The 22,649-nt window shown below is 65.2% G+C and carries 24 protein-coding genes and 3 pseudogenes; 15 read left to right on the top strand and 12 right to left on the bottom strand.

Features of this window, described 5'->3' with window-relative positions; genetic code table 11:
* Positions 1–88: 88 nt before the first annotated feature.
* Positions 89–724 carry a cutinase family protein gene (locus tag MSP7336_RS06810; RefSeq protein WP_084226541.1) on the top strand — a complete coding sequence of 212 codons (636 nt, stop codon included), beginning with the start codon at positions 89–91 and terminating at the stop codon, positions 722–724.
* A gap of 27 nt (positions 725–751) precedes the next feature.
* Positions 752–1,603, top strand: a complete 852-nt coding sequence (locus MSP7336_RS06805; protein ID WP_069397180.1) for a phytanoyl-CoA dioxygenase family protein — start codon at positions 752–754, stop codon at positions 1,601–1,603.
* Between the two features lie 20 nt (positions 1,604–1,623).
* Here the strand turns inward: MSP7336_RS06805 and MSP7336_RS06800 are convergent, their stop codons facing one another.
* A complete protein-coding gene (locus MSP7336_RS06800; RefSeq protein WP_069397179.1) occupies positions 1,624–1,905 on the bottom strand; it encodes a GlsB/YeaQ/YmgE family stress response membrane protein in 282 nt (93 codons plus the stop codon).
* A 319-nt stretch (positions 1,906–2,224) separates the two neighbouring features.
* On the opposite strand from MSP7336_RS06800, the gene istA reads away from it, so the two are divergent.
* The 3 genes from istA (at position 2,225) to MSP7336_RS24560 (ending at position 4,991) form a co-directional block, all read left to right on the top strand.
* On the top strand, positions 2,225–3,586 hold the full coding sequence (istA, locus tag MSP7336_RS06795; RefSeq protein ID WP_113963347.1) for an IS21 family transposase: 1,362 nt from the start codon (positions 2,225–2,227) through the stop codon (positions 3,584–3,586).
* Entirely contained in the window at positions 3,583–4,440 is an 858-nt protein-coding gene (gene istB / locus MSP7336_RS06790) for an IS21-like element helper ATPase IstB (protein WP_113963346.1), read from the top strand. The genes istA and istB overlap by 4 nt, the downstream gene beginning before the upstream one ends.
* A 269-nt stretch (positions 4,441–4,709) precedes the next feature.
* Positions 4,710–4,991: a WGxxGxxG family protein gene (locus MSP7336_RS24560; protein WP_069397178.1), complete on the top strand. Its 282-nt coding sequence runs from the start codon at positions 4,710–4,712 to the stop codon at positions 4,989–4,991.
* A gap of 57 nt (positions 4,992–5,048) precedes the next feature.
* Here MSP7336_RS24560 and MSP7336_RS24640 read toward each other — a convergent pair.
* Positions 5,049–5,126 (bottom strand): annotated as a pseudogene (locus MSP7336_RS24640) (hypothetical protein); the annotation flags it as partial.
* Between the two features lie 199 nt (positions 5,127–5,325).
* On the opposite strand from MSP7336_RS24640, the gene MSP7336_RS06780 reads away from it, so the two are divergent.
* Entirely contained in the window at positions 5,326–5,592 is a 267-nt protein-coding gene (locus tag MSP7336_RS06780) for a hypothetical protein (RefSeq protein WP_083082637.1), read from the top strand.
* A 15-nt stretch (positions 5,593–5,607) separates the two neighbouring features.
* Here MSP7336_RS06780 and MSP7336_RS06775 read toward each other — a convergent pair whose 3' ends face one another.
* Together MSP7336_RS06775 and MSP7336_RS06770 are read right to left on the bottom strand one after the other, a co-directional pair.
* Positions 5,608–5,784 carry a hypothetical protein gene (locus MSP7336_RS06775; RefSeq protein WP_234808352.1) on the bottom strand — a complete coding sequence of 59 codons (177 nt, stop codon included), beginning with the start codon at positions 5,782–5,784 and terminating at the stop codon, positions 5,608–5,610.
* A 20-nt stretch (positions 5,785–5,804) separates the two neighbouring features.
* Positions 5,805–7,262 (bottom strand): NAD(P)/FAD-dependent oxidoreductase, encoded by a 1,458-nt coding sequence (locus tag MSP7336_RS06770; RefSeq protein WP_067976665.1) that lies wholly within the window; start codon positions 7,260–7,262, stop codon positions 5,805–5,807.
* A gap of 423 nt (positions 7,263–7,685) precedes the next feature.
* On the opposite strand from MSP7336_RS06770, the pseudogene MSP7336_RS24165 reads away from it, so the two are divergent.
* From MSP7336_RS24165 to MSP7336_RS06745, 6 genes and pseudogenes are all read left to right on the top strand, one after another.
* Positions 7,686–7,787: pseudogene (locus MSP7336_RS24165) on the top strand (hypothetical protein); the annotation flags it as partial.
* A gap of 130 nt (positions 7,788–7,917) precedes the next feature.
* Positions 7,918–8,166: a hypothetical protein gene (locus MSP7336_RS24160; RefSeq protein WP_067976666.1), complete on the top strand. Its 249-nt coding sequence runs from the start codon at positions 7,918–7,920 to the stop codon at positions 8,164–8,166.
* A 163-nt stretch (positions 8,167–8,329) separates the two neighbouring features.
* Positions 8,330–8,761: an MmpS family transport accessory protein gene (locus MSP7336_RS06760; RefSeq protein ID WP_113963345.1), complete on the top strand. Its 432-nt coding sequence runs from the start codon at positions 8,330–8,332 to the stop codon at positions 8,759–8,761.
* Positions 8,758–11,631 (top strand): MMPL/RND family transporter, encoded by a 2,874-nt coding sequence (locus tag MSP7336_RS06755; protein WP_113963344.1) that lies wholly within the window; start codon positions 8,758–8,760, stop codon positions 11,629–11,631. The genes MSP7336_RS06760 and MSP7336_RS06755 overlap by 4 nt, the downstream gene beginning before the upstream one ends.
* A gap of 46 nt (positions 11,632–11,677) precedes the next feature.
* Entirely contained in the window at positions 11,678–12,205 is a 528-nt protein-coding gene (locus MSP7336_RS06750) for a DUF5078 domain-containing protein (protein WP_244917431.1), read from the top strand.
* 9 nt (positions 12,206–12,214) lie between these two features.
* On the top strand, positions 12,215–12,559 hold the full coding sequence (locus MSP7336_RS06745) for a DUF732 domain-containing protein (protein ID WP_113963343.1): 345 nt from the start codon (positions 12,215–12,217) through the stop codon (positions 12,557–12,559).
* Here MSP7336_RS06745 and cydC read toward each other — a convergent pair.
* The 8 genes from cydC to MSP7336_RS06710 all read right to left on the bottom strand — a co-directional run bounded on the left by cydC (position 12,513) and on the right by MSP7336_RS06710 (position 19,644).
* Positions 12,513–14,198 (bottom strand): thiol reductant ABC exporter subunit CydC, encoded by a 1,686-nt coding sequence (gene cydC, locus MSP7336_RS06740; RefSeq protein ID WP_113963342.1) that lies wholly within the window; start codon positions 14,196–14,198, stop codon positions 12,513–12,515. The genes MSP7336_RS06745 and cydC overlap by 47 nt on opposite strands.
* On the bottom strand, positions 14,185–15,789 hold the full coding sequence (cydD, locus tag MSP7336_RS06735; protein ID WP_113964802.1) for a thiol reductant ABC exporter subunit CydD: 1,605 nt from the start codon (positions 15,787–15,789) through the stop codon (positions 14,185–14,187). Before cydD ends, cydC begins: the two co-directional genes overlap by 14 nt.
* A gap of 62 nt (positions 15,790–15,851) precedes the next feature.
* A complete protein-coding gene (cydB, locus tag MSP7336_RS06730; protein WP_113963341.1) occupies positions 15,852–16,892 on the bottom strand; it encodes a cytochrome d ubiquinol oxidase subunit II in 1,041 nt (346 codons plus the stop codon).
* A 31-nt stretch (positions 16,893–16,923) separates the two neighbouring features.
* Positions 16,924–18,411 carry a cytochrome ubiquinol oxidase subunit I gene (locus tag MSP7336_RS06725; RefSeq protein ID WP_113963340.1) on the bottom strand — a complete coding sequence of 496 codons (1,488 nt, stop codon included), beginning with the start codon at positions 18,409–18,411 and terminating at the stop codon, positions 16,924–16,926.
* Positions 18,412–18,443: 32 nt separating this feature from the next.
* Complete coding sequence (locus MSP7336_RS06720) at positions 18,444–18,725, bottom strand: YgaP family membrane protein (RefSeq protein WP_234808372.1); 282 nt, start codon at positions 18,723–18,725, stop codon at positions 18,444–18,446.
* A gap of 50 nt (positions 18,726–18,775) precedes the next feature.
* Entirely contained in the window at positions 18,776–18,901 is a 126-nt protein-coding gene (locus tag MSP7336_RS24465; RefSeq protein WP_280524358.1) for a hypothetical protein, read from the bottom strand.
* 13 nt (positions 18,902–18,914) lie between these two features.
* Positions 18,915–19,313, bottom strand: a complete 399-nt coding sequence (locus MSP7336_RS06715) for a DUF302 domain-containing protein (RefSeq protein ID WP_067976674.1) — start codon at positions 19,311–19,313, stop codon at positions 18,915–18,917.
* A 61-nt stretch (positions 19,314–19,374) separates the two neighbouring features.
* Complete coding sequence (locus tag MSP7336_RS06710; RefSeq protein ID WP_067976675.1) at positions 19,375–19,644, bottom strand: metal-sensitive transcriptional regulator; 270 nt, start codon at positions 19,642–19,644, stop codon at positions 19,375–19,377.
* Between the two features lie 131 nt (positions 19,645–19,775).
* Here MSP7336_RS06710 and MSP7336_RS06705 point away from each other — a divergent pair, with 131 nt between their 5' ends.
* The 3 genes and pseudogenes from MSP7336_RS06705 to ctaD all read left to right on the top strand — a co-directional run bounded on the left by MSP7336_RS06705 (position 19,776) and on the right by ctaD (position 22,483).
* Positions 19,776–20,153, top strand: coding sequence for a carboxymuconolactone decarboxylase family protein (locus MSP7336_RS06705; RefSeq protein WP_083083054.1), 378 nt, complete (start codon positions 19,776–19,778; stop codon positions 20,151–20,153).
* Positions 20,154–20,402: 249 nt separating this feature from the next.
* Complete coding sequence (locus tag MSP7336_RS24460; RefSeq protein ID WP_280524357.1) at positions 20,403–20,525, top strand: hypothetical protein; 123 nt, start codon at positions 20,403–20,405, stop codon at positions 20,523–20,525.
* A 261-nt stretch (positions 20,526–20,786) separates the two neighbouring features.
* Positions 20,787–22,483, top strand: a pseudogene (gene ctaD, locus MSP7336_RS06695) (aa3-type cytochrome oxidase subunit I).
* Positions 22,484–22,649: the final 166 nt, after the last annotated feature.

Here is a 22,649-nt window from a genome sequence, read left to right as displayed (position 1 = left end):
CGGAATGATTAGCGGGTCTTAAGAATTCTGTCGCGCCCGACGGGAGCCGGCTTCTTCACGGCTGACGACGATGTGACAGCATCCAGACATGACTGCGCGCAACATCGTTCGTAAGTTTTTCGTTGCGGTGACGGCGCTGGCGGCGCTGTGCGGCGTCGCCTCCTACGTCCCCGCGGCGACCGCCGAGCCGTGTCCGGACGCGGAGGTGGTGTTCGCCCGCGGCACCGGCGAACCGCCCGGCGTCGGTGGGACCGGTCAGGCCTTCGTCGACTCGCTGAGCGCGCAAGTTCCCGGGCGATCTGTCGGCGTCTACCCGGTCAACTATCCGGCCAGCACCGACTACTACAACAGCGCGATGGACGGCGCCGGCGATGCCCGTGCGCACGTCCAGAACATGGTTGCCACCTGCCCGAACACCAAAATGGTGCTCGGCGGATATTCCCAGGGCGCAAGTGTGATGGATCTGGCCAGCAACGAGATGCCGTCCCAGGTCGCCGACCATGTCGCCGCGGTCGCGCTGTTCGGCACTCCGTCGACCAACTATGCGCAACAGATGGCCGGCCGGCCATTTCCTGCGCTCAACCCGGGGTATCAACCGAAGTCCATCGACTTGTGCCTGCCCGACGACATAGTCTGCGCAGATAACGGGAGCATGATCGCCCACCTCCAGTACGTGCCCGAGATGACGAACCAAGCCGCGACATTTGCTGCCGGCCGGCTGTGAACGTTCCCGCCGAGCCGAGGAGCGCAGATGGACAGCACCGACGACGTCACCACACTGGAAGACCTCCGGGGCGACCTCGCGGGGCGGTACAAGTGGACGCCGAGCGCCGGTAGCTCGGTCGACAGCGCGATCGTCGATGCCGACATGGCGGCCCTCGACCGGGACGGCTACGTCATCTGGGAAGGCCTGCTCAGCGCTCAGCAGTGTGAGCAGATCCGGGAGATCGTGCGGCCCTGGCTAAGCCACACCGGACGCAACTCGTTCGAGGGCCGGCGCACCCAACGCGTCTACAGCCTGCTCAATCGCACGCGGGTGGTCGACAAGCTCGCCGAGCATCCGCGGGTGCTGGCCGTGCTGGACAGGTTGCTGCTGCCCAACTATCTGTTGTCGACCTTGCAGGCCATCAACATTCAGCCCGGGGAGACCGCGCAGCTGGCCCATCACGACGACGGGTTTTATCCGGTGCCGCGTCCGCGAGCACCGCTGTCGGCCGCGACCATCTGGGCGATCGACGACTTCACCGCCGAAAACGGCGCTACGGTCGTCTTTCCCGGCAGCCACCGCTGGGGCAAGCGCCGGCCGGGTCCGGATGATCGCGAGCTACCTGTCGTGATGCCGGCCGGCTCCTGCGTCTTCTTCGTTGGCACCCTGTGGCATGGCGGCGGTGCCAACACCAGCACCGGTGACCGGCTGGCCGTCACCGCCCAGTACTGCCAGCCGTGGCTGCGGCCGATGGAGGCCTTCACCATGTCGGTGTCGCGCGACGTTGCGCGTACGGTCTCCGACGACCTTCGCCGCATGCTCGGCTACAGCATCCACCCGCCGTTCATCGGCTCGGTCGACGGCTTGCACCCACTGCGGCTGCTCGACCAGCCCTAGTCAGGCTCAGTCAGCCTCAGTCAGCGCAGCGTTCGGGTGGTGCGACGGCCGGTCAGCGCCTGGTAGATCGCGATGAGGAAAATCGCGACCACGACGCCGACCAGGAACGGAATCCAGGCGATGCCGCCGTTGGCGTTCTGGTAGTTGAATTGGGCCGTCACCGCCGAGCCGATCAAACCGCCCACGGCGCCCAACGCGACCGTCATGAGCATGCCGATGTTTTGCTTGCCGGGCATGACCAGACGTGCCACCACGCCGATGATCGCGCCCACGATGATGGCGAGAACGATTGATCCGATCACTTGCTGCTCCTGTCGTAGCGGGCGCCGCTTTCGGCGCCTGTCGGTGATCGCGCTCACTGAAATTCCCCACTGACGCTCATCGAAATTCCCCACCCGTGTGGCTCCGCCGAGAAGGGCGGGCCTCCTTGGAAGCTGCTGGTGTCTGACGCCTGCAGCCGTTCCGAAGGAGGCCNGCCTGTCGGTGATCGCGCTCACTGAAATTCCCCACTGACGCTCATCGAAATCCCCCCCCCGTGTGGCTCCGCCGAGAAGGGCGGGCCTCCTTGGAAGCTGCTGGTGTCTGACGCCTGCAGCCGTTCCGAAGGAGGCCCGCTTTCTCATGCTCACATGGGAGGACGATGTGGAAGTACATGCCCTGCGCCGCCGTGGTTGGTCGATCTCGGCGATCGCCCGCCACACCGGGTTCGACCGCAAAACGGTCCGCAAGTACCTCAACGGCGACGCTGAACCGGGAGTGCGGGCGCGGCCCAGCCCGGATCCGTTCGAGCCGTTCGTCGACTACGTCACTGCGAGGTTGACTGAGGATCCGCACCTGTGGGCGCGCACCCTGTTCGACGAACTGGAGGAGCTGGGGTTCGCGCTGTCGTATCAGAGCCTGACCCGCAACATCCGCCAACGCGATCTGCGCCCGGTGTGTGAGGCCTGCCGCACGGCGACAGAACGTCCGAATACGGTGATCCCGCATCCGCCCGGCCACGAAACGCAATGGGATTGGCTGGAATTGCCGAATCCACCTGGATCGTGGGGGTGGGGCAAAACTGCGCAGCTGCTGGTCGGCTCGCTGGCCCATTCAGGCAAGTGGCGAGCGGCGTTGTCGCCGTCGCAGGATCAGCCGCATCTGGTCGCTGCCCTAGACCGCGTGACGCGCGCCCTGGGTGGGGTGACGCGGGTGTGGCGCTTTGATCGGATGACCACGGTGTGCGATCCCGGCAGCGGGCGGGTGACCGCGTCATTTGCCGGGGTGGCCAAGCACTACGGGGTGTCGGTGGCGGTCTGCCCGGCTCGGCGCGGCAATCGCAAGGGCGTGGTGGAAAAGGTCAACCACACCGCCGCCCAACGCTGGTGGCGCACCCTGGCCGACGAGACGACCGTGGAGGCGGCCCAAGCCAGCGTGGACCGCTTCGCCCGGATGCGCGGGGACACCCGCCTGCGTTCCACCGCCGACGGCAGATCGTCGGTGGCCACCGTCGCGGCGGGCGAACCGTTGCAGCCCGTGCCAGCGATGCCCTATCCGGTGATCATCTGCGAGCAGCGCACGGCCTCGCGGCAAGCGTTGGTGTCCTACCGCGGCAACCGCTACTCAGTACCCCCGGAGCTGGCCGCCGCCCAGGTCGTGGTCAGCCATCCGGTCGGCGGTGAGTTTGTCGACATCGCGACCACGACCGGGATCGTGATCGCCCGCCACCACCTGGCCGCCGACGGGCTTGGAGTGATGGTGCGCGACAGCGGTCATGTCATCGCGTTGGATGCCGCCGCGATGGCCACCGCGGCCACCGGCCGCCCGCATCGGCGCAAGGAACGCATCCCGCCCGGGCCGGCGGCCAAAGCCGCGGCCGCACACCTGCTGCGGCTCAAAGCCGCCAACACAGCAGATGCCGAAACATCAACACCATCAACCGATTCCTCTGTCGTCGACTTGTCCGCTTATGAGCGGGCCGCCCAGAACAGGACCGTGAAATGACTCCTACCCCTCGTACCCCGAAAACCACCACCACGACCACCGCCGCAGCCACGCCGTCGGCGGCGGCCTCGCGCTATCAGCAGCTGCGCTCGCATCTGGCCGAACTCAAATTGCACGCCGCCGCCGAAGCGCTGCCCGCCGTGCTCGACCAAGCCAACGCCGAGAATCTGTCGCTGACCGTGGCCCTCGAGCGGCTGCTGGCCGTGGAGGTCGATGCCACCACCGCCCGCCGCCTGGCCGGGCGGCTGCGCTTTGCCTGCCTACCCACGCCGGCCACTCTCGATGATTTCGACGTCGACGCCGCGGCCGGGATCGACCGCAAGCTCATCGACGAACTGGGCACCTGTCGATACCTCGAGTCGGCCACCAACATCTTGTTCATCGGCCCGCCAGGCACCGGCAAGACTCCCCTGTCGGTCGGCCTGGCCCGCGCCGCAGCCCATGCCGGCTATCGCACCTACTTCACCACCGCTGCCGATCTGGCCGCCCGCTGCCACCGCGCCGCGATCGAGGGACGCTGGGCCACCACCATGCGCTTCTACGCCGGACCCACATTGCTGGTTATCGATGAACTGGGCTACCTGCCGCTGCCCGCCGAGGCCGCTTCAGCATTGTTTCAGGTTGTCTCCCAACGGTATTTGAAGACAAGCATCGTGATCACCACCAACCGCGGCGTCGGTGCCTGGGGAGACATCATCGGCGACACCACGGTCGCCGCCGCCATGCTCGACCGCCTCTTGCACCGCTCAGTGGTCATCAACCTCGACGGTGAGTCCTACCGTCTGCGCGACCACCACCACGCCGCCGAAACGCTGCGCCGCGCCGCCACCGGCACCCGCCAACCACTACACTGACCACCGCTCACAGGTGGGGAATTTCAACGAGCACACCTGGGGACTTTCGATGAGCGCGATCATCCGACTAGGTGTTCCCCGAACCGAGGTGCTTGTAACCCATCAGTGCGTGCGGGCTGTGCAGGAATGCGCGTTTACGACCGGCTGCGGCAGGGGTATACGCATTCGGCGCTGAACATGGGCACTTCGTGTCCGGCCGGAAGGACTTCAGCCATAGGTCCGACGAGGCGTTCCGGCTTTTTCATCCGACTCGAGTTTGGAGATTCACAATGCGGAAAACCATTGCTATTACGGCAGCCAGTGGCGCGCTCTTGTTCGGTGGGGCTGGTGTTGCCAGCGCTACCGCGCCGAGTTCGCCCCCTACCTCGACCACGACGACCGTGGCCCAGGAAGGCGATAACGCCAACAACCACAGCGACAAGACCGGCTTGTGGGGACTGCTGGGCCTTGCAGGGCTGGCCGGCCTCGCCGGACTGCGCCGGCGTAACGACGCCAACTTCGCGGCGACAACGAGCGTGCCGGGCACGCGCGGTCAAACCCCGCACGCATAGTCCGCATAGTTGAACGACGCCCCCGTCACGGTGGTTCGCCGTGGCGGGGGCGTCGGACTATTTATTCCGCTTGCGGTCCGTATCCTTGCTCGGCTGAACCCGTTTCGGTTCGCCCGGCATCTTCGGATAGTTGGGTTCTCAGGGCATTTCAACCCTGTGCGGTTTTAGGTTCGCCCCCCACCAGATCGGACCGTCCTCCCAGGGATCGGCGAGCAGTCAGCATGTTTGCCTCGGAAGCCTGGTTCCGACATCAGGTGGCACGTCCTCACTGAACATGAGGTGCCTCGCGGTAGTGATCGAGGACCCGTGACCAGGCACCTCGGTACTTCAGTGCGTGGTATCGAGCCGGATCTCGTTGGGTAGTACACCGCTGACCCAATTGGCGGGGGTGCTTCTCGGCCGCGTGCCCCGCGGCATGACTGGTGGCCTGGAGAGCCATCTCGACGTTTGCGACGTCGACGTCGATGGCGTGGACATGCGGATCGGCGGACAAGAAACCCGCAGACTCGCCGTCGGAGACCGAGTCCGCATCGACGCAATCATGAAGATCGAACCCACCTACACTGCGCAAGCTGTCCACTACCTCGACGAGCAATCCTGAATTTCCCGGTCGGGGTCAGCCGTGCCCGCGGAAGATTATCCGCATCATCTTGAGGGTGAAGCGGGTGAACCGCCAGGACTGGATGAGTAGGTTCTGACGCGCTCGCAGTTTGCTGCGGGTGGGCAACGGGGCAGCGGCGATGCCTTCGGCAGTCCGGTCGTTGCCCGTTGGGTGGAGGCTGTCGTCGTCCACGGGAGCACCTTCCATACGGGTCATTCGGGGATCAGCCACCAGAACGGCCTGGCTTTGGCCTTGTAGATGAACAGGTAGTGCAGCAGCAGTTTCATCCAGTGCCCGGCCAGGCCGATCTCTCCGGACGTGCCGGCGAGATCGCGGCCGGTCTGCGGATACGTCTTCCAATCCGGGACGACCGGGTACATCGTCATCGCGGCGGCCGATCCTTGCCGGAAGCCGGTGCCGGCCGAGGCGACGCACGCGGCACCCACGGCCGCCATCGAGGCCGCGTGCGCAGGAACTTGGGTGGACTTGGTGATCCGGTCGCGGATGGTCTCGGCGACCGCTTTGGCCATCATGCCCGACGGCATGCCGGTGCGCGGCGGGGCTGGGGTGATGACCGTTCCCCTGACACTCTTGCGCGGCTTCGAGATCGGATGTGGAGGCGCGAACGCGATGCCGGGCGCGAAGATGTTCGGGTAGGCCGGCGACTCGTAGGTGCGCGGCCAGTCCTCGGCAGACCATTCTTCGTAGGGCTTGCCCGAGTAGTCGGCGTCGACCTTCAAAAATCCCGATGGCGCGAACATGGCGGACGTGATATCCGCGCCGTCCCTGTCGTAGGCGGCGAGGGTCACGCCCTTGAACGGTGGCAGGAGCATGGCGAAGTCGAAGTCCAGGTCGTGCTCGTTGCCGTCGAGTTGCTCGTAACGCAGCTTGCCTTCCATCACCTTGCTGACATGAGCCTGGGTGATGGCTTTGACGCCGCGCTCACGGAATAGGGACTCGGTCCACATCCGGCTGGACTGCACGAAGCCCTTCTCGACGAACTGCATGCCGTCGACGCCGAAGTCGCCCAATTCGTATTCGTTGGTGAGGTAGTAGATCTCGGCGAGGTCGCGCACCCCGGCGTTGCGCAGCGTGCGCTCGACGTTGAAGGTGTACTCGAACGCCGCGCCCTCGCAGGTGCAGTTGCCGTGGCCGACGCCGACGACCAGGCGCTGCTTCTCGCCGGCCTTCAGCTTGGCGACGACTTGTTCAAATGCCTGGGCCGTTGCTGCGGCGTGGGCAGCGGTGCACACCGACCAGGAGTGCCCATCGGGTCCGAGGCCGGGAGTGGCGGCGAAGTTCAGCTGCGGTCCGGTGGCGTTGATGAGGTAGTCATAGGTGAGATTTCCGGTCTCACCACGGTGTTCCTCGTCGGTGTAGGTGAAGTCCACCGACGGCGACGACTGCTCGCCCGTACCCTCGGGACGGATCGCGGTGGCAAGACCCTGATGGAAGACGATGCCCTTGCGGTTGTAGACGGGCTTGAGCGGAATCAGCACCTTTTCGACGTCCATCCGGCCGACACCGACCCAGATGTTCGACGGTATCCAGTTCCAGTCGGGCTCCGGTGAGATCACGACGACCTCGTGTGCGCGGGAAAGCATTCGGCGCAGGTGCAGCGCGGCGGTATGCCCGGCGATACCCGCGCCGAGGATTACGGTTCGTGCCATTGGTGCTCCTCGGTCGACAGTATGATCCGACCCCCATGGTATACCGCATGGGGTATACGCGCCAATTGGCGCGCGGCCCCTTAACGCCCTTGACCTCGAACCATGTGTGCCACGAACGTCGAGTATGCGTCCGCCGCCTTGACGACCAGGCCCCCAGATCGGGCCGGCGCTAACATGATTCGCCACTATGCCTTGGCCTGCGCCACGGCCACCGCGCGCAACTGCGCAATTTGCAGATTCATACCCCCAGGGGCGCCGCCGGTCTTTACGATTTCTGAGCTGGTGCCCTCAGCTCGGTCGGGGCGTCCGGCAGTTGTCGCCGCCGTGGGAGCTGCGGGACACCTTCACCATCTTGATTGAGCTGGAAGCCGCGGTGGTGTTCATCGGCGAGGGGTGGAGGAGATTGCCGGATCGCGGTCAGGGATGCCATCGGACCCTGTGCACGGCGTCACCAACGAGTTGCCAAAGCTGATACCCATGTTTCGGCAGGCCGACGATCGGCTGCTGATCTGTGCCACGAACTCGGTGCGGGCGCTGGATCCGGCATTCCTGCAACCAGGACGATTCGACTGCATCATTCCGATTGGCCCGCCGTATGCGACGGCCCGCATTGCGATGTGGGAGCGATTTCTCGGTTCGGCCGCAGACACCGTCGATGTTGACGCGCTGGTCGCCGAGACCGCGATGTTCACCCCCGGCAGATATCGAGTTTGCTGCGCGCAAGGGTGCGCAGTTCGGATTCGAACGCGAAATCGAGTTCCGCCGCGACGAAGCGGCGCAGACGTCGGACTACCTGCGGGCGATCAGCGAAACCAGCCCGTCGTTGACGCAGGCTGAGCTCACCGAGTTCGGTGAGGATACCGAGTTGTACACCCGCGGCTGTGATCCCCGCGGCGTGGCCTGAATCCGTTTTGCGTCGTGCAAGTTGGACGGGACCAGCGGGTGCAGCCGCTTCACTGGCATATACCCCCTCGGGTATGATATATCTCTGTAGCCGATCCACTTGGGACGGGTGCACGGCGGCCGGGAGGCTGTAGTGGGAGGCGGCCACGGATGGAGAGGCTTGAATGTTGACCTTTCTCAAGCGGGTTTGGGTGCCGCTGGTCGTCGCGCTGGCGGCGGTCGCCGGGACCCTGGCGGTAGTCAACCTTCGCGGCGTTTTCGGTTCCGGCGAGATCTTCCGCTGGGATGGCAGCGGCTCGTCGGTGATCGAGTCGATCAATGAAAAGCGGGTCGTCTATGAGGTTTTCGGGCCTGGTGACGCGAGCGGGGGAATCAGCTACCTGAATGAGGGGACGCAGCCGGCGCAGACATCGTTCACAACCCTGCCGTGGAGCTACACGATGACCACGACGAGTCCGGCGGTGATCGGCAATCTGGTGGCCCAGGGGGACGGCGATGAGATCGGTTGCCGCATCACGGTTAACGGCGACGTCAAAGATGAACACTTCGCCACCGGTCACCACGCCCAGGTCTTCTGTCTGGTGAAAGCCGCATGAGCAGCCACGAGAACCTCCGTCCGGGGTACATGCGCCTGGTTCGCCGCCTCGCCTGGCCGCTGATCATCGGCTGGCTGCTGCTGACCGTCGGCCTCAATGTGCTGGTGCCGCCGATCGAATCGGTGGCGCGGGACCACGCGGTGACGATGTCCCCGCAGGATGCGCCCGCAATGATCGCGGCAAAGCGTATCGGTGCGAAGTTCGAGGAGTTCGACTCCGATTCCATGGTCATGCTGGTGCTCGAAGGTGAGCGTGAACTCGGCCCGGATGCCCACCGCTACTACGACACGCTCATCGCGAAACTGGCCGCCGATCACGAACACATCCAGCACATCGCGAACCTGTGGGGTGACCCGATCACCGCCGCCGGCGTGCAGAGCAGCGACGGCAAAGCCGCCTACGCGCAGATCAACACCGCCGGTGATCAGGGCAGCACTCTGGGCAATGAGTCGGTCGATGCGGTACGCAAGATCGTCGCCTCGGTGCCGGCACCGGATGGGGTGCGCGCGTATGTCACCGGGCAGGCGGCGCTGACCACCGACATGACCGAGGCCGCCGACCACAGCATGCTCAAGATGATGGGCGTGACCGGCCTGGTCATCATCATCATGCTGGCGATCGTCTACCGGTCGGCCAGCACCGTGGCGCTGGCGTTGGTGATGGTCGGTTTCGAGATGGGTACCGCCCGCGGCCTGGTCGCGTTGCTGGGAGACCTGGGCCTGCTGGGGTTCTCGACGTTCGTGGTGGCGATGCTGTCGTCGCTGGCGATCGCGGCCGGCACCGACTATGCGATCTTTTTGATCGGGCGCTACCACGAGGCCCGCAATGCCGGCGAGGACCGCGAAACCGCCTGGTATTCGATGTTCCGCGGTACCTGGCATGTCATTTTGGGTTCGGGGTTGACGATCGCGGGGGCCTCGCTGTGCCTGCACTTCGCCCGGCTGTCGTATTTCAAAGCGCTGGGCATCCCGTCGGCCCTGGGTCTGGTGGTGGTGATCGCCGGTGCGCTGACCGTCGCCCCGGCTGTCGTCGCGGTCGCCAGCCGGTTCGGTCTGCTGGATCCCAAGCGGGTGGAGGGTCGCGGCTGGCGGCGCATCGGCACCGCCAACGTCCGCTGGCCGGGGCCGGTGTTCGTGGCCGCGCTGCTGGTCACCCTGGCCGGCATGCTCGCGGTGCCGGGCATGAAGATCAGCTTCAACGACCGTTACTACATTCCGGCCGATCTGCCGGCGAACGTCGGCTACGACGCCGCCGAACGCCATTTCAGCGCGGCACGGATGAATCCCGATGTGCTGATGGTCGAAGCCGATCACGACCTGCGGAACCCCGCCGACATGATCATCTTGGATCGGATCGCCAAAAACATGTTCCGCACCCGCGGTGTGGAGCGGGTGCAGAGCATCACCCGGCCGCTGGGCAGCCCCATCGACCACACCTCGATCCCGTTCCAGATCAGCATGGGTGCCGTCCCGATTCAGGAGAATCTGCAGTTCATGACCGACCGACTCGCCGACATGGTCACGATGAGCGATGACCTGGGCGCCACCATCGATTCGATGGTGCGACTGCGGGATCTTGTTGGGCAAATGAACACCACCACCGCGCACATGACCGACCACATGGCGGCGATAGACGCGACCGTCAACGAGATCCGCGACCACATCGCCGATTTCGACGACGTCGCGCGCCCGGTCCGCAACTACTTCTACTGGGAGCAGCACTGCTTCAACATCCCGGTCTGTCATGCGGTCCGGTCGGTGTTCGACGCCTACGACGGGATGGACAAGTTCAGCGAGAACATGGAGCCGTTGCTCGCCGACATCGCCGACATGAACACGGTGATGCCGCAGATCGTCGGGCAGTTCGACCCGATGATCGCGGTCGCAAAATCCATGCGGGGCAGCCTGCTCTCGATGCACTCGAGCTTCGCCGGACTGGTGACCCAGATGGCGCGGATGACCGACACCGCCAGCGAGATGGGCCGGGCCTTCGACGCATCCAAAGCCGACGACTACTTCTACCTGCCGCCGGAGGCGTTCGACAACCCGGACTTCCAGAAGGGCTTAGCACTCTTCTTGTCCCCGGACGGCACGGCAGCACGGTTCATCGTCACCTACGACTCGGACCCGGCCACGCCCAAAGGTATTTCGTTCGTCGAGCCGATGCTCGCCTCAGCGCACGACGCGGTGAAGGGCACACCACTGACCACCGCCAAGTTCTATCTCACCGGAACCGCCGCGGTCTACAACAACATCCAAACCGGCGCGGAATACGACATCCTGATCGTCGGAGCAGCGGCGGTGACCCTGATCTTCATTGTGATGCTGCTGATCACACGGGCGCTGGTGGCCTCGGCGGTGATCGTCGGAACCGTGCTGCTGTCACTGAGCGCAGCGTTCGGGCTGACCGTGCTGGTCTGGCAGCACCTGATCGGCCTGGAGCTTAACTGGATCGCACCGGCGTTCGGCGTCATCATCCTGCTTGCCGTCGGATCAGACTACAACCTACTGCTGGTCTCCCGCTTCCAAGAAGAAATCGGTGCCGGGATCAAGACCGGGATCATCCGCTCGATCGGCGGTACCGGATCGGTGGTCACCGCGGCCGGACTGGTTTTCGCGTTCACGATGATGTCCATGGTCGCCAGCGACCTGTACTCCATCGGTCAGGCCGGCAGCACAATCGGGCTCGGTCTGCTGTTCGACACCTTGATCGTGCGGTCGTTCCTGACACCGTCTTCGGCAGCGCTGCTCGGACGCTGGTTTTGGTGGCCGCAGAAAGTACAACAACGCCCGGCCCGTTATGTGTCGCGGGCTCCTCGGAGCCCATCGGCTGGCTCGGAAGCCCCTACCGAGGAGATTCCAACGAAATAAGCCGAGTTTCAACCGTTATCCCTGCCGACATATAAGGAGTGCACCCATGATGTTCGGGAACAATGTGCGCGGGTTCGGTTACTCGGCGTGGCGCGCCAAAAGTGGCATCGGCGGCTACTGGCGCCGACAGCGCCGGGTGTTGAGCGCGGCCACTACCCTGCTGTTGGCCAGCACCATCGCCACGACGGTGTTGCCCGGTGTCGCGGCGGCTGATTCCACGCAGGACTACCCGATACCACGCAGGATCATTCAGACAACGTGCACCGCAGAGCAACTCTTGGGCGCCGCGCGCGACCGATCTCCCGTATATTACGAGCGGTATATGACCGATTTTCGTAATCACCCGTTAGAAGTTCAGCGGGCGGCGAAGGAGGAAATACATTGGTTTCTTTCGCTGAGCCCCGACGGCCGCAGAGCCCAATCCGAGGAATGGGCCACTCATTTCGCTGACCCCCTGACCGCGGCGTGGCCGAACTGGGGGAAGATCTTCTTCAACAACAAGGGCGTCGTCGCAAAGACCACTGGCGCGTGTTCCCAGTATCCTTCCGACGATGACTCCCTATGGGACTGGTGAGACGCCGTGATGAGACAGGCAGGATTCGCGACGATTGTCGCTACCGCGATCACCTTGGCGGCGCCTGCGCATGCCGACGTCGACACCGAGTTTGCTGATCAACTCCACAGCCATGGCATCTACGGCAGTCGCGACCACAACGCGTGGCTGGCCGAGATCACCTGCGAACGACTGCTCCGCGGCGTGGACGCCACCACCGCCGACTCAACCCGTTTCCTATCCACCAACCTTGCCCGGAATACCAGCCAGCCGCAGGCGTGGGCGTTTCTGGCCACCGCGCTCGCGTTCTACTGCCCGGATCGTGCACTCATGTTGGACCCGCCGACACAGCGTGGTGACGTAGAGCAGGGTTGATACCGAGTACTGGACAGCGTATGTCGTTGGGTAGGTGGTGGCTGGCTATCACCACCGTCCGTTCTGCTTCGATCAGCCCGCCTTCGGGCTCAAGCAGCCGGCGCAGCAGCAGATCGGCGTCGCCGGCGTCGAGGTGCTCGGTGGGTTCGTCGAGCAAAACGATGCGCGCTGGTGAGAGCACGGCCCGGGCCAGCAGCAGTCGGCGGCGTTGACCCGCGGACACCGCGTGCGCGCCGCCGGATAACACCGTCGCCAAGCCGTCGGGCAGGCCGACCAGCCACCCACCGAGCCCGACCCGGTGTAGGACCGCCATCAGCTCGTCGTCTCGACAGTCGCGGCGGGCCACCAGCAGGTTGTCGCGGACGGTGGTGGCAAAAATGTGTGCGTCTTCGGCGAAAAAGGTGATGGCATTGCGCAATTGGACTTCGTCGAAATCACTGAGCGCGGTCCCGTCCAACTCGGCCCGGCCGCACACCGGCGGCAACAGGCCGGCCAGCGTCATCAGCAGCGTCGTTTTGCCGGAGCCGCTGGGGCCGGTGACCGCCAGCCGGGCACCGGGTTGCAGGTCCACCGTCACCAGGGTCGAGCGCTCAGCGTGGTGACCGGCGCGAATATTGGCAGCGCACAGCCGGTGGGTCACCGGTGGATACGCCTGTGCCGGTGGGCGAACCGGGCTCCGCGCCGGCGCACCCGCGGGGGCCAGATCGAGCAGGCGTCGCGCCGCGATCCGCGACCGGGTCAACTGGATGGCCGCGCCCGGCAACGACGTGGTCGTCTCGAATGCCGACAGCGGCAACAGCATCAGAATCGCCAGGGTGGTGGGCGCGACGGTGGACGCAATCGAGATGCCGGCTATCACCGCGCCGAGCACGCTGACCCCGATCGCTGCGGTGGGCATGGCGGCGGCCACCGCGGCCGGTGTTGCCGCGGCGTCGATCGCGTCGGCCCAGGCGCGTTGCCGACGCTGCGATTCGGCGATGATAGCGGGCAGTCTGCCGCTGACGCGCAGCTCCGCGGCGTGCTCCAGCGCGAGCATCGCCGCCACGTCACGCTCGGCCAGGTGTTGGCGGGCAACGGCTTCCTGCGCCGCCGCCGCCCGCGCCGACAACCACGGTGCGATCACTCCGGCAGCAAGCAAGCAGGTCGCCAGCACCGCGGCGGCCGCCGGCGAAATCACCGCAATCACCACCACAGCGGCCAGGCTCAGGACCGCCGCGACACCGATCGGCAGCAGGGCGCGCACCAGCACGTCGGCCAGCACGTCGACATCGGCGCCGACCCGCGCCACCAGCTCACCGCTGTGCAGCCGGGTCGCGACGTCTGCGGGTCCGTGGGCCAGCCGGCGATAGATTGCGACGCGGCCGGTGCCGGCCGCGCGCAGTGCGGTGTCATGGGTGGCCAGCCGCTCGCAGTAGTGCAGCACGCCGCGGGAAATCGCGAGTGAACGTACCGCGACGACGGCGATCGACAGGTCCAGTACCGGCGGCATCTGCCAGGCACGGGTAATCAGCCAGGCCGACACCCCGGCCAGCCCCAGCGCGCTGGCCTGCGACAACACCCCCAACGTGACTGCCAGCACCAGCCGGGGCAGCCGCGGGCGCAGCAGGGTTGACGCGCTCAGCAGATCAGGCCGGCGCATGACGACTCGCTTCCACGTCGATCACTCGATCGCCGATCGCCAGCACCGGGTCACGGTGGCCGACGACGAGCACCGTTGCACCGGCCCGCGCCCGCTCGACGAGGGCCCGCAACACCGCGTCCTCGGTCTCGGCGTCCAGGTGGGCGGTCGGCTCGTCGAACAGCAGCACCGGCGCGGGTGATCCGAGCGCGCGGGCCAGGCCGAGCCGCTGTCGCTGACCCAGCGACAGCCCGACGCCGCCGCCCCCTATCTGGGTGTGCACGCCGTTGGGCAGCTCCGCCAGCACCGAATCGAAGCCCGATGCCGCACAGGCGGTGTCTGCATCATCGAGTTCGCCGAACAAGGTCAGGTTGTCGGCGATACTGCCTGGGATCAGCACCGGGCGCTGCGGCAGCCAGGACAGCTGACGCCACCACCGGGCCGGGTCCAGGTCGGCGATGTCGATCCCGGACACGGTGACCCGCCCCGACGTCGGCACAGTGAGCCCGGCGACGCACTCCAACATGGTGCTCTTGCCGACGCCGTTGGCGCCGGTCAGCACCGTCACCTGGCCGGGCTCGATCACCGCGGTGAGATCGCGCGGCGCAAAGCCGTCCCGGCCGGCGACGCTAAGACGTTCGACGCGGATCACCGCACCGCGCGCGGCCACGCTCCGGTGTCCCGGGGTAGGGCCGGGGGAGTCGTCGATGAGCGCGAAAGCTTTGTCGCCGGCGGCCCGCCCGTCCTGGGCGGCGTGGAATTCCACCCCGATCCGGCGCAGCGGTGCGTACACGTCCGGCACCAGCAGCAGCACTGTCAGCCCAGCGGTCAGGCTCATCTGCCCGAACACCAGGCGTAGCCCGATGCTGACAGCGACCAGGGCAACGCCGAGCATGCCCAGCAGCTCCAGCACCAGTGCCGACAAGAAGGCGATCCGCAGGGTTGCCATCGCCGAACGGCGGTGCGCGGCCGACAGTTCAGCGATGCGCTTCTCGGGCCCGGCAGCCCGACCCAGCGCGCGCAGCGTGGGAATGCCGGCGATCAGATCCAGCAGCCGAGCCTGCAGTGTCGTCATGGCCGCCAGCGCCGCCGCCGACCGGTCGGCGGTGGCCAGGCCGATCAACACCATGAAGATCGGGATCAACGGCAACGTGACCGCCACGATCACCGTCGACTTCAGGTCGTAGAGCGCAATCACCGCCACGGTTGCCGGGGTCAAGATCGCGGCCAGCACCAATGCGGGTAGGTAGGCGGTGAAGTAGGGGCGCAACCCGTCCAGACCGCGGGTCACCACCGTCGCGGCGGCGTCGCGCCGGGCGGCTAGTTCACGGGGGGCTCGCGCGGTCACTGCGGTCAGCACCTGACCGGCCAGATCGGCGATCACCGCGCTGGCACCCCGCTGGCCCAGCCGCGCCTGCAGCCAGTGGGCCGCTGTGCGAATCGCCCATAGTGCCGCCAGGATTGAGATCAGCGGCAGCCAACGCTCGACGCTGCGGGTGGACGGGTCGGTGATAACCCGGGAGGCGATCTGTGCCAACACCATCGCCGAGGCGACCGCGCAGCCGGAAATCACCACACCGTAGGCCACCGTGGCGGCCAGGAACCGGCGCACCGCCGTCGAGGCCCGCCACAAGCGCGGGTCCAGCGGTGCTTGGGCTGACGAACCGCTTCCGCTCAAGACGGACGCCTCGAAAGGCCGATCGACGGAGGTATCCGCTCGGCCGAGATCCGCTGCCGGAACACCCAATACGTCCAACCCTGGTAGGCCATCGCCAACGGGGCGAAGACCAGCGCCGCCCACGTCATGATCTTCAGCGTGTAGGGGGTCGACGACGCGTTGTAGATCGTCAGGCTCCAGGCCGGGTTGAGCGTGGAAGGCACCAGGTTGGGGTACAGCGCAGCGAACAGCAGGATCACCACCGCGGCAACCACCATCGCGGTCGAGAAGAAGGCCCACCCGTCAGAGGCGCGCCGGCGCACCAACGCCACCGTCGTTAGCTGGGCGATGACCGCGACGGCCAGCACCAGCCAGGTCCAGGTCTTGCCGTAGGCCAGTTGGGTCCACAACCCGAACCCGGCCACCAGCGCGGTCACCGGTGCCGACAACCACGCCGCGAACCGCAGCGCGTCGTCGCGGATCGCGCCGGCGGTTTTCAGCGCCACAAACACCGCGCCGTACAGCACAAACAACCCGCCGGTGGCCAACCCACCCACCAGCGTGTAGGGATTGAGCACATCGGTGACCGACAGGTGAACTTGGTAGCCGGCGTCCACCGGCAGCCCGCGGACCAGCACCGCGAACGCCACCCCCCACAGCACCGCGGGCAGCCAGGAGCCGGCCGCGATACCGAAGTCAGCCCAGGCCCGCCACTTCGGATCGTCGATCTTACCGCGCCACTCGATGGCGACCGCCCGCACGATCATGCCGAACAGGATCACCAGCAGCGGCAGGTACAGCGCGGAGAACACGGTGGCATACCAGCCCGGAAACGCGGCGAACATTGCGCCGCCGGCGGTGATCAGCCAGACCTCGTTGCCGTCCCAGACCGGGCCGATGGTGTTCAGCGCCGCCCGGCGATGTTGCTCGGCGTCGCCGCTGCCGATCCGGCCGAACGGCTCCATCAGCATGCCCACGCCGAAGTCGAAGCCCTCCAAGATGAAAAACCCCAAGAACAGCACCGCAACCAGACCGAACCACAGCTCGTGCAGGCCCATCTCGATCGTCTCCTTCCCAAATTCGCTGCTCTTAGTAGGCGAATGACAGCGGAGCCACCTCGTCGCTACCGGGCGGAGCCGGCGGTGCGAGTTCGGCGTCGTGCTCCTGCGGCCCTTCGACGACGTAGCGCTGCAGCAGCCGGAACCAGATGACCGCGAGCACCCCATAGACCAGGGTGAACATCACCAGCGACGTGACGACCATTGCGGGTGAGTGACTCGACACACCTTCGGCGACGGTAAGACGGACCAGCTGGTCACCGGTCGGGTTGGGGGCGACGATCCACGGCTGGCGCCCCATCTCGGTGAAGACCCAGCCCGCGCTGTTCGCCAAAAACGGCGTGGGAATGGTCAGCAGCGCAAACCAGGAAAGCCACCGCCGATTCGGGACCTGGCCGCCGCGGGTCAGCCACAGCGCGGCCAGCGCGAACAGCACCGGAACCGCCAGCAGCCCGATCATCGCCCGAAACGACCAGTAAGTGACGAACATGTTGGGCCGGTAGTCGTTCGGCCCGAACCGCTGCTCGGAGTCCTGCTGGATGTCGCGCACACCCCGCAGCTGCACGTCGCTGAACCGCCCTTTAACCAAAAATGGCAGCACATAAGGAACCTCGATCACCCGGGTGAGGTGGTCGCAGTCGTTCTGCCGGCCGATCGTCAGGATCGAGAAATGCGGGTCGGTCTGGGTGTCGCACAACGTTTCCGCCGACGCCATCTTCATCGGCTGCTGGGCAAACATCAGCTTGCCCTGGATATCGCCGGTGAACAACAACCCCACCGCGGCGATCAGCGTCACCCAGCAGCCCAGGATGGTCGCCGGACGGTACATGCTGCGGGCGTCATGCTCAGCCGCGGCCCGGTCGGCGCCCGCGCCGGCGGCAAGCCCGGTGTGGGAGCGGACCAGCCACCAGGCGCACACCGCGGCCACAAACGCCCCCGCGGTGAGAAACGCCCCTCCAATAGCGTGTGAAACCGCCGCCTGCGCAGTGTTATTGGTGAATAACGCCATGATGCTGTCCAACTCGGCACGGTGCGTTGCGGGATTATAGTGCGCGCCGACCGGATGCTGCATGAACGAGTTGGCCGCGATGATGAAAAACGCCGACACATTGGTCGCGACCGCGACGATCCAGATGCACGCCAGGTGCACCCACCGGGGCAATCGGCCCCACCCGAAGATCCACAACCCAATGAAGGTCGACTCGAAGAAAAAAGCCGCCAGGCCCTCCATGGCAAGCGGGGCACCGAAAACATCGCCGACGAACCGGGAGTACTCACTCCAGTTCATGCCGAACTGGAACTCCTGCACGATGCCGGTGGCCACACCCAGTGCGAAGTTGATCAAAAACAGCTTGCCGAAGAACTTGGTGAGCCGATACCAGGCCGGGTTATCGGTGATCATCCATACCGTCTGCATCACCGCCACCAGCGGCGCCAGACCGATGGTCAGTGGCACGAAGATGTAGTGGTAGACGGTGGTGATGCCGAACTGCCACCGGGAAACATCAAGGGTATTCATCGGTCACCTCCCCAGCCACCGCGAACTTATTACTACGTAGTGTAGTAGTTTTGGCGCTCGCGTTCGGCGGCCGTTACGAACCCCAGCCGATGCAACAGCACACTCATCGGACACCAGCCCAGCGCCCCATTGAGCACCAAGTTCGCCCCGACCCACCCCGCGAGCACCCGCAGGCGACTCACATGCCCAGACTGCGCGACCTGAGTTACCAGCACCACAGTGCCGGCCATGAGGCTCACGATCCGCTCGATCGTCCATCCCTGCGGCTTGGGCATACCGAACATGCCGCGCTCCGTTAACATCTGGTCCTGCATCGCAGCCCTCCTCGTCGGTTCGGCTACCGGCTCATTTTGTTCTTTATCGGTCAAGTCGTCAGGTCAGGTAGCTGCGTCGGCTGGTAGCGCGGCGTGACGTAGCCGAGAAGTCTCAGCGGGATGATGGCGGTGATCAACCCTTTCCCGGTGGGGGCTGACGGGGTGGAGGTCGCCACAGATCAGCTCAGATCAGAGCGCGCTGATCGCGGCGCGTAGTTTAGCGGCGGCTTGGTCGGCTATATCTTGCAGGCTCGGCTGGCCGGTGACCTGCACCATGAGTTGCGGGTCCATCGCCTCGACGATGACCGTGCCGCCTTGGTTATTGGCTGAATCGGCCCGCACAACAACGTTGCACGGCAGCAACTGGCCGATCTGGCGATCCACATCCAAAGCGCGGTGCGCCAGCTCCGGGTTACAGGCCCCCAGGATGAGATAGTCCTCCATGTCCTGGCCGAGCTTTTGTTTCAGCGTGGACTGAACGTCGATCGTGGTCAGCACACCGAAGCCCTGATCGGCCAGCGCCTGAGTCGTCCGCTCCACGGCATCGGCGAACGAGGTGTGCAACGTGGTGCTCAACCCCAAGGTCATTTCGTCCTCCTCTATGTCGTCTGTGTCACGGTGTCGGTTGGTGATCGCGCACGGGTGAAATTTAGGCCAGGGCCAAGAAAAGCTTCTCCAGTTCGGCTTCGGTCAGACGTGGCCCGCCGCCCGAGCTGGTATCGCTGATGCAGTCCCGAAGCCCGCAGGCGACGATCTTGAAGCCGGCCCGGTCAAGGGCGCGTGACACCGCTGCCAGCTGGGTCACCACGTCTTTGCAACCGCGGCCCTGCTCGATCATGGCGATCACCCCGGCCAGCTGCCCCTGGGCACGCCGCAACCTGTTGAGCACCGCGGTGATGCTGTCCTCGTCACCAATCATCGTTTCCTCCACATCCGGTTGATAGCTGTAAGCGTACCCCCTGGGGTATAAGCGCGCCAAACGTCCACGCCGCTGAGTCGATCAAGCTACCGCACTAGCATACTGATACGGGTATAGGTATTATGGCCGTCATGGACGAACACGACCACTACCACGACGTACTCGATGACCTCAATCCGCAACACCGCGCGTTGCGGCAGATGATCCCCGGGGTCTACCGCGGATTCGCTGAGATGAGCAGCGCCGCGCTGACCTCGGGCGCATTGGACAAAAAAGTCAAAGAACTCATCGCGGTGGCCATCGGGGTCGTAGCAGGCTGCGACGGCTGCATCGCCTCGCACGCCCAAGCCGCCGCTCGTGCCGGCGCCACCAAAGAAGAAGCCGCCGAAGCCATCGGTGTCAGCATCTTCATGCACGGTGGGCCGGCCACCATTTACGGTGCCCGGGCCTACACCGCCTTCTGCGAATTCGCCGATGCCGCCGGTGCTTCGGCGGGATCGCCCCAATGAGCACCGCGTGGCGCACAGACTCGCAACGCGTCGGTGCTTCGGGTTGGGGACTCGCCCCAACAATCGCTGCAGGGTCAGGGGCCAGTCATCGCCACCTCCAAGGCCGAAAGGGGGCGCCATGGCCGGCTCCAGCCTGAGCCTGGCATCGTGCACGCCAGCGGTCGATATCGAGGCTGAGCGGGATCTGGCGGCTATGGCGCGGACCCGCTCGGCTCCCCACCATCACGGCGTTTCGCGCCGGCATCCTTCTTGTCGACAGTCAGCCCGAAGCGATGCCATCAGCGGGCGAAAGCCCTCATCGACATCAAGGTCCTCGGTATGGCCGCGGCACGCACCAAGATCGTCGACCGCGAAACCGCCGCCAACACATAGCCGCCCAACAACTCTCACATAATTCCGGAGGCACCATGTGCTATCCCGTCCGCTGCCCAGACTGTGGTAAAACGACCTGGGCGGCCTGTGGCCGCCATGCCGACAATGTCATGAACCCCCTGCCGCCTAGCCAGCGATGCACCTGCCGTACGGACCCCGCAAGGCAACACCTAACCCCCGTAGAGGCACCTCGGGCGACTCCCAGAGCTAACGGTTACACGCGTTTGAGCCCACCCGTCGTCGGGTAGGTCTGGAGATGCCATGACTGCTGAAGCACCGCCTGTTGCGTCGTTGCAAGCGCATCGGCCGTTTCCGGTCCGGCTGGGCCCGAGGGCAGTCTCGTCTACAAGCTGGTGACGACAACCGATCACAAGCTGATCGGGTTCATGTACGTCATCACCTGCTACGTGTTGTTTTTCGCGGGCGGTCTGATGGCGCTATTGATGCGCACCGAGTTGGCGGCGCCGGGCCTGCAGTTTTTGTCCAACGAGCAGTACAACCAGCTGTTCACCATGCACGGCACCATCATGTTGCTGTTGTACGCCACCCCGATCGTGTTTGGGTTCGCCAATCTGGTGCTGCCGTTGCAGATCGGCGCTCCGGATGTGGCCTTCCCGCGGCTGAATGCGTTTTCGTTCTGGTTGTTTGCGCTCGGTGCCATGATCGTGATCGCCGGTTTCATCACCCCCGGCGGGGCCGCGGACTTCGGCTGGACAGGGTATCCGCCACTGAGCAGCGCCATCCACAGTCCCGGCGCCGGTGGTGATCTGTGGATCATGGGTCTGGTTGTCTCTGGTCTAGGCACGATCTTGGGTGCGGTCAACATGATCACCACCGTGGTGTGCATGCGCGCCCCCGGCATGACGATGTTTCGGATGCCGATCTTTACCTGGAACATCTTGATCACGTCGATCATGGTGCTGTCGGCTTTTCCGATTCTGACAGCGGCACTGGTCGGGCTGGCCTACGACCGGCACCTCGGGGCCCACATCTACGACGCCTCCAACGGAGGCGTCATCCTCTACCAACACCTGTTCTGGTTCTTCGGCCACCCTGAGGTCTACATCGTCGCGCTGCCGTTCTTCGGCATCGTCACCGAGATCTTCCCGGTTTTCTCTCGTAAACCGCTATTCGGCTACACCACCATGGTCTATGCGACGATGGCCATCGCCGGGCTGTCAACGGCGGTGTGGGCGCATCACATGTTCGCCACCGGAGCGGTGCTGCTGCCGTTCTTCACCATCACCTCGTATTTGATCGCAGTGCCGACCGGCATCAAGTTCTTCAACTGGATCGGCACCATGTGGAAGGGCCAGCTGACGTTTGAGACGCCTATGCTGTTCTCGGTCGGCTTCGCGGTCACGTTCCTAGCCGGCGGCCTGACCGGGGTAATCCTGGCCAGCCCACCGCTGGACTTCCATGTCCACGACACCTATTTCCTGGTGGCCCACTTCCACTACACCCTATTCGGCACCATCGTGTTCGCCACCTTCGCCGGAGTATATTTCTGGTTTCCGAAGATGACCGGGCGGCTACTCGACGAGCAGGTGGGCAAGCTGCACTTCTGGCTGACCTTCATCGGGTTTCACACCACGTTTTTGGTGCAGCACTGGCTGGGCAACGCCGGCATGCCGCGCCGCTACGCCGACTACCTGCCCACCGACGGCTTCCAGGGCCTCAACATCGTCTCCACCATCGGATCGTTCATCCTCGGCGTGTCGATGATCGTGTTCATCTGGAACGTCTTCAAAAGCTGGCGGTACGGCGAGGTGGTTACCGTCGATGACCCGTGGGGATACGGCAACTCGCTGGAGTGGACCACCAGTTGCCCGCCGCCGCGCCACAACTTCACCGAGCTGCCCCGGATCCGATCGGAGCGCCCCGCCTTTGAACTGCACTACCCGCACATGATCGAACGACTACGCACCGAAGTCCATATCGGCCGCCACGGCCAGTAGCGGGCGTCAAACCGGTCCGGTACGCAGCGAAGCCGGTCGCAACCGACCCCGCCGCTGACGTGTCAGCTGTCGGCCGCCTCGGATTCACTTAACGAAACACGACAACCGTCCTCGCAGACACCGCCGAGTGAAGCAATCGGAGGCGAGCGATAACCCCAGCGACCGT

This window comes from Mycobacterium shimoidei, assembly GCF_900417275.1.
In the GTDB taxonomy this organism is placed as follows: Bacteria; Actinomycetota; Actinomycetes; order Mycobacteriales; family Mycobacteriaceae; genus Mycobacterium; species Mycobacterium shimoidei.
This window is presented reverse-complemented; position numbering and strand designations above follow the sequence as displayed.

Excerpts from the sequence above, each read along its gene's own strand:
- MSP7336_RS06810 (WP_084226541.1), top strand. The coding sequence starts at position 89 with ATGACTGCGCGCAACATCGTTCGTAAGTTTTTCGTTGCGGTGACGGCG.
- MSP7336_RS06805 (WP_069397180.1), top strand. The coding sequence starts at position 752 with ATGGACAGCACCGACGACGTCACCACACTGGAAGACCTCCGGGGCGAC.
- istA (WP_113963347.1), top strand. The coding sequence starts at position 2,225 with ATGCTCACATGGGAGGACGATGTGGAAGTACATGCCCTGCGCCGCCGT.
- istB (WP_113963346.1), top strand. The coding sequence starts at position 3,583 with ATGACTCCTACCCCTCGTACCCCGAAAACCACCACCACGACCACCGCC.
- MSP7336_RS24560 (WP_069397178.1), top strand. The coding sequence starts at position 4,710 with ATGCGGAAAACCATTGCTATTACGGCAGCCAGTGGCGCGCTCTTGTTC.
- MSP7336_RS06770 (WP_067976665.1), bottom strand. The coding sequence starts at position 7,262 with ATGGCACGAACCGTAATCCTCGGCGCGGGTATCGCCGGGCATACCGCC.
- MSP7336_RS24160 (WP_067976666.1), top strand. The coding sequence starts at position 7,918 with ATGTTGACGCGCTGGTCGCCGAGACCGCGATGTTCACCCCCGGCAGAT.
- MSP7336_RS06760 (WP_113963345.1), top strand. The coding sequence starts at position 8,330 with ATGTTGACCTTTCTCAAGCGGGTTTGGGTGCCGCTGGTCGTCGCGCTG.
- MSP7336_RS06755 (WP_113963344.1), top strand. The coding sequence starts at position 8,758 with ATGAGCAGCCACGAGAACCTCCGTCCGGGGTACATGCGCCTGGTTCGC.
- MSP7336_RS06750 (WP_244917431.1), top strand. The coding sequence starts at position 11,678 with ATGATGTTCGGGAACAATGTGCGCGGGTTCGGTTACTCGGCGTGGCGC.
- MSP7336_RS06745 (WP_113963343.1), top strand. The coding sequence starts at position 12,215 with ATGAGACAGGCAGGATTCGCGACGATTGTCGCTACCGCGATCACCTTG.
- cydC (WP_113963342.1), bottom strand. The coding sequence starts at position 14,198 with ATGCGCCGGCCTGATCTGCTGAGCGCGTCAACCCTGCTGCGCCCGCGG.
- cydB (WP_113963341.1), bottom strand. The coding sequence starts at position 16,892 with ATGGGCCTGCACGAGCTGTGGTTCGGTCTGGTTGCGGTGCTGTTCTTG.
- MSP7336_RS06725 (WP_113963340.1), bottom strand. The coding sequence starts at position 18,411 with ATGAATACCCTTGATGTTTCCCGGTGGCAGTTCGGCATCACCACCGTC.
- MSP7336_RS06720 (WP_234808372.1), bottom strand. The coding sequence starts at position 18,725 with ATGCAGGACCAGATGTTAACGGAGCGCGGCATGTTCGGTATGCCCAAG.
- MSP7336_RS06715 (WP_067976674.1), bottom strand. The coding sequence starts at position 19,313 with ATGACCTTGGGGTTGAGCACCACGTTGCACACCTCGTTCGCCGATGCC.
- MSP7336_RS06710 (WP_067976675.1), bottom strand. The coding sequence starts at position 19,644 with ATGATTGGTGACGAGGACAGCATCACCGCGGTGCTCAACAGGTTGCGG.
- MSP7336_RS06705 (WP_083083054.1), top strand. The coding sequence starts at position 19,776 with ATGGACGAACACGACCACTACCACGACGTACTCGATGACCTCAATCCG.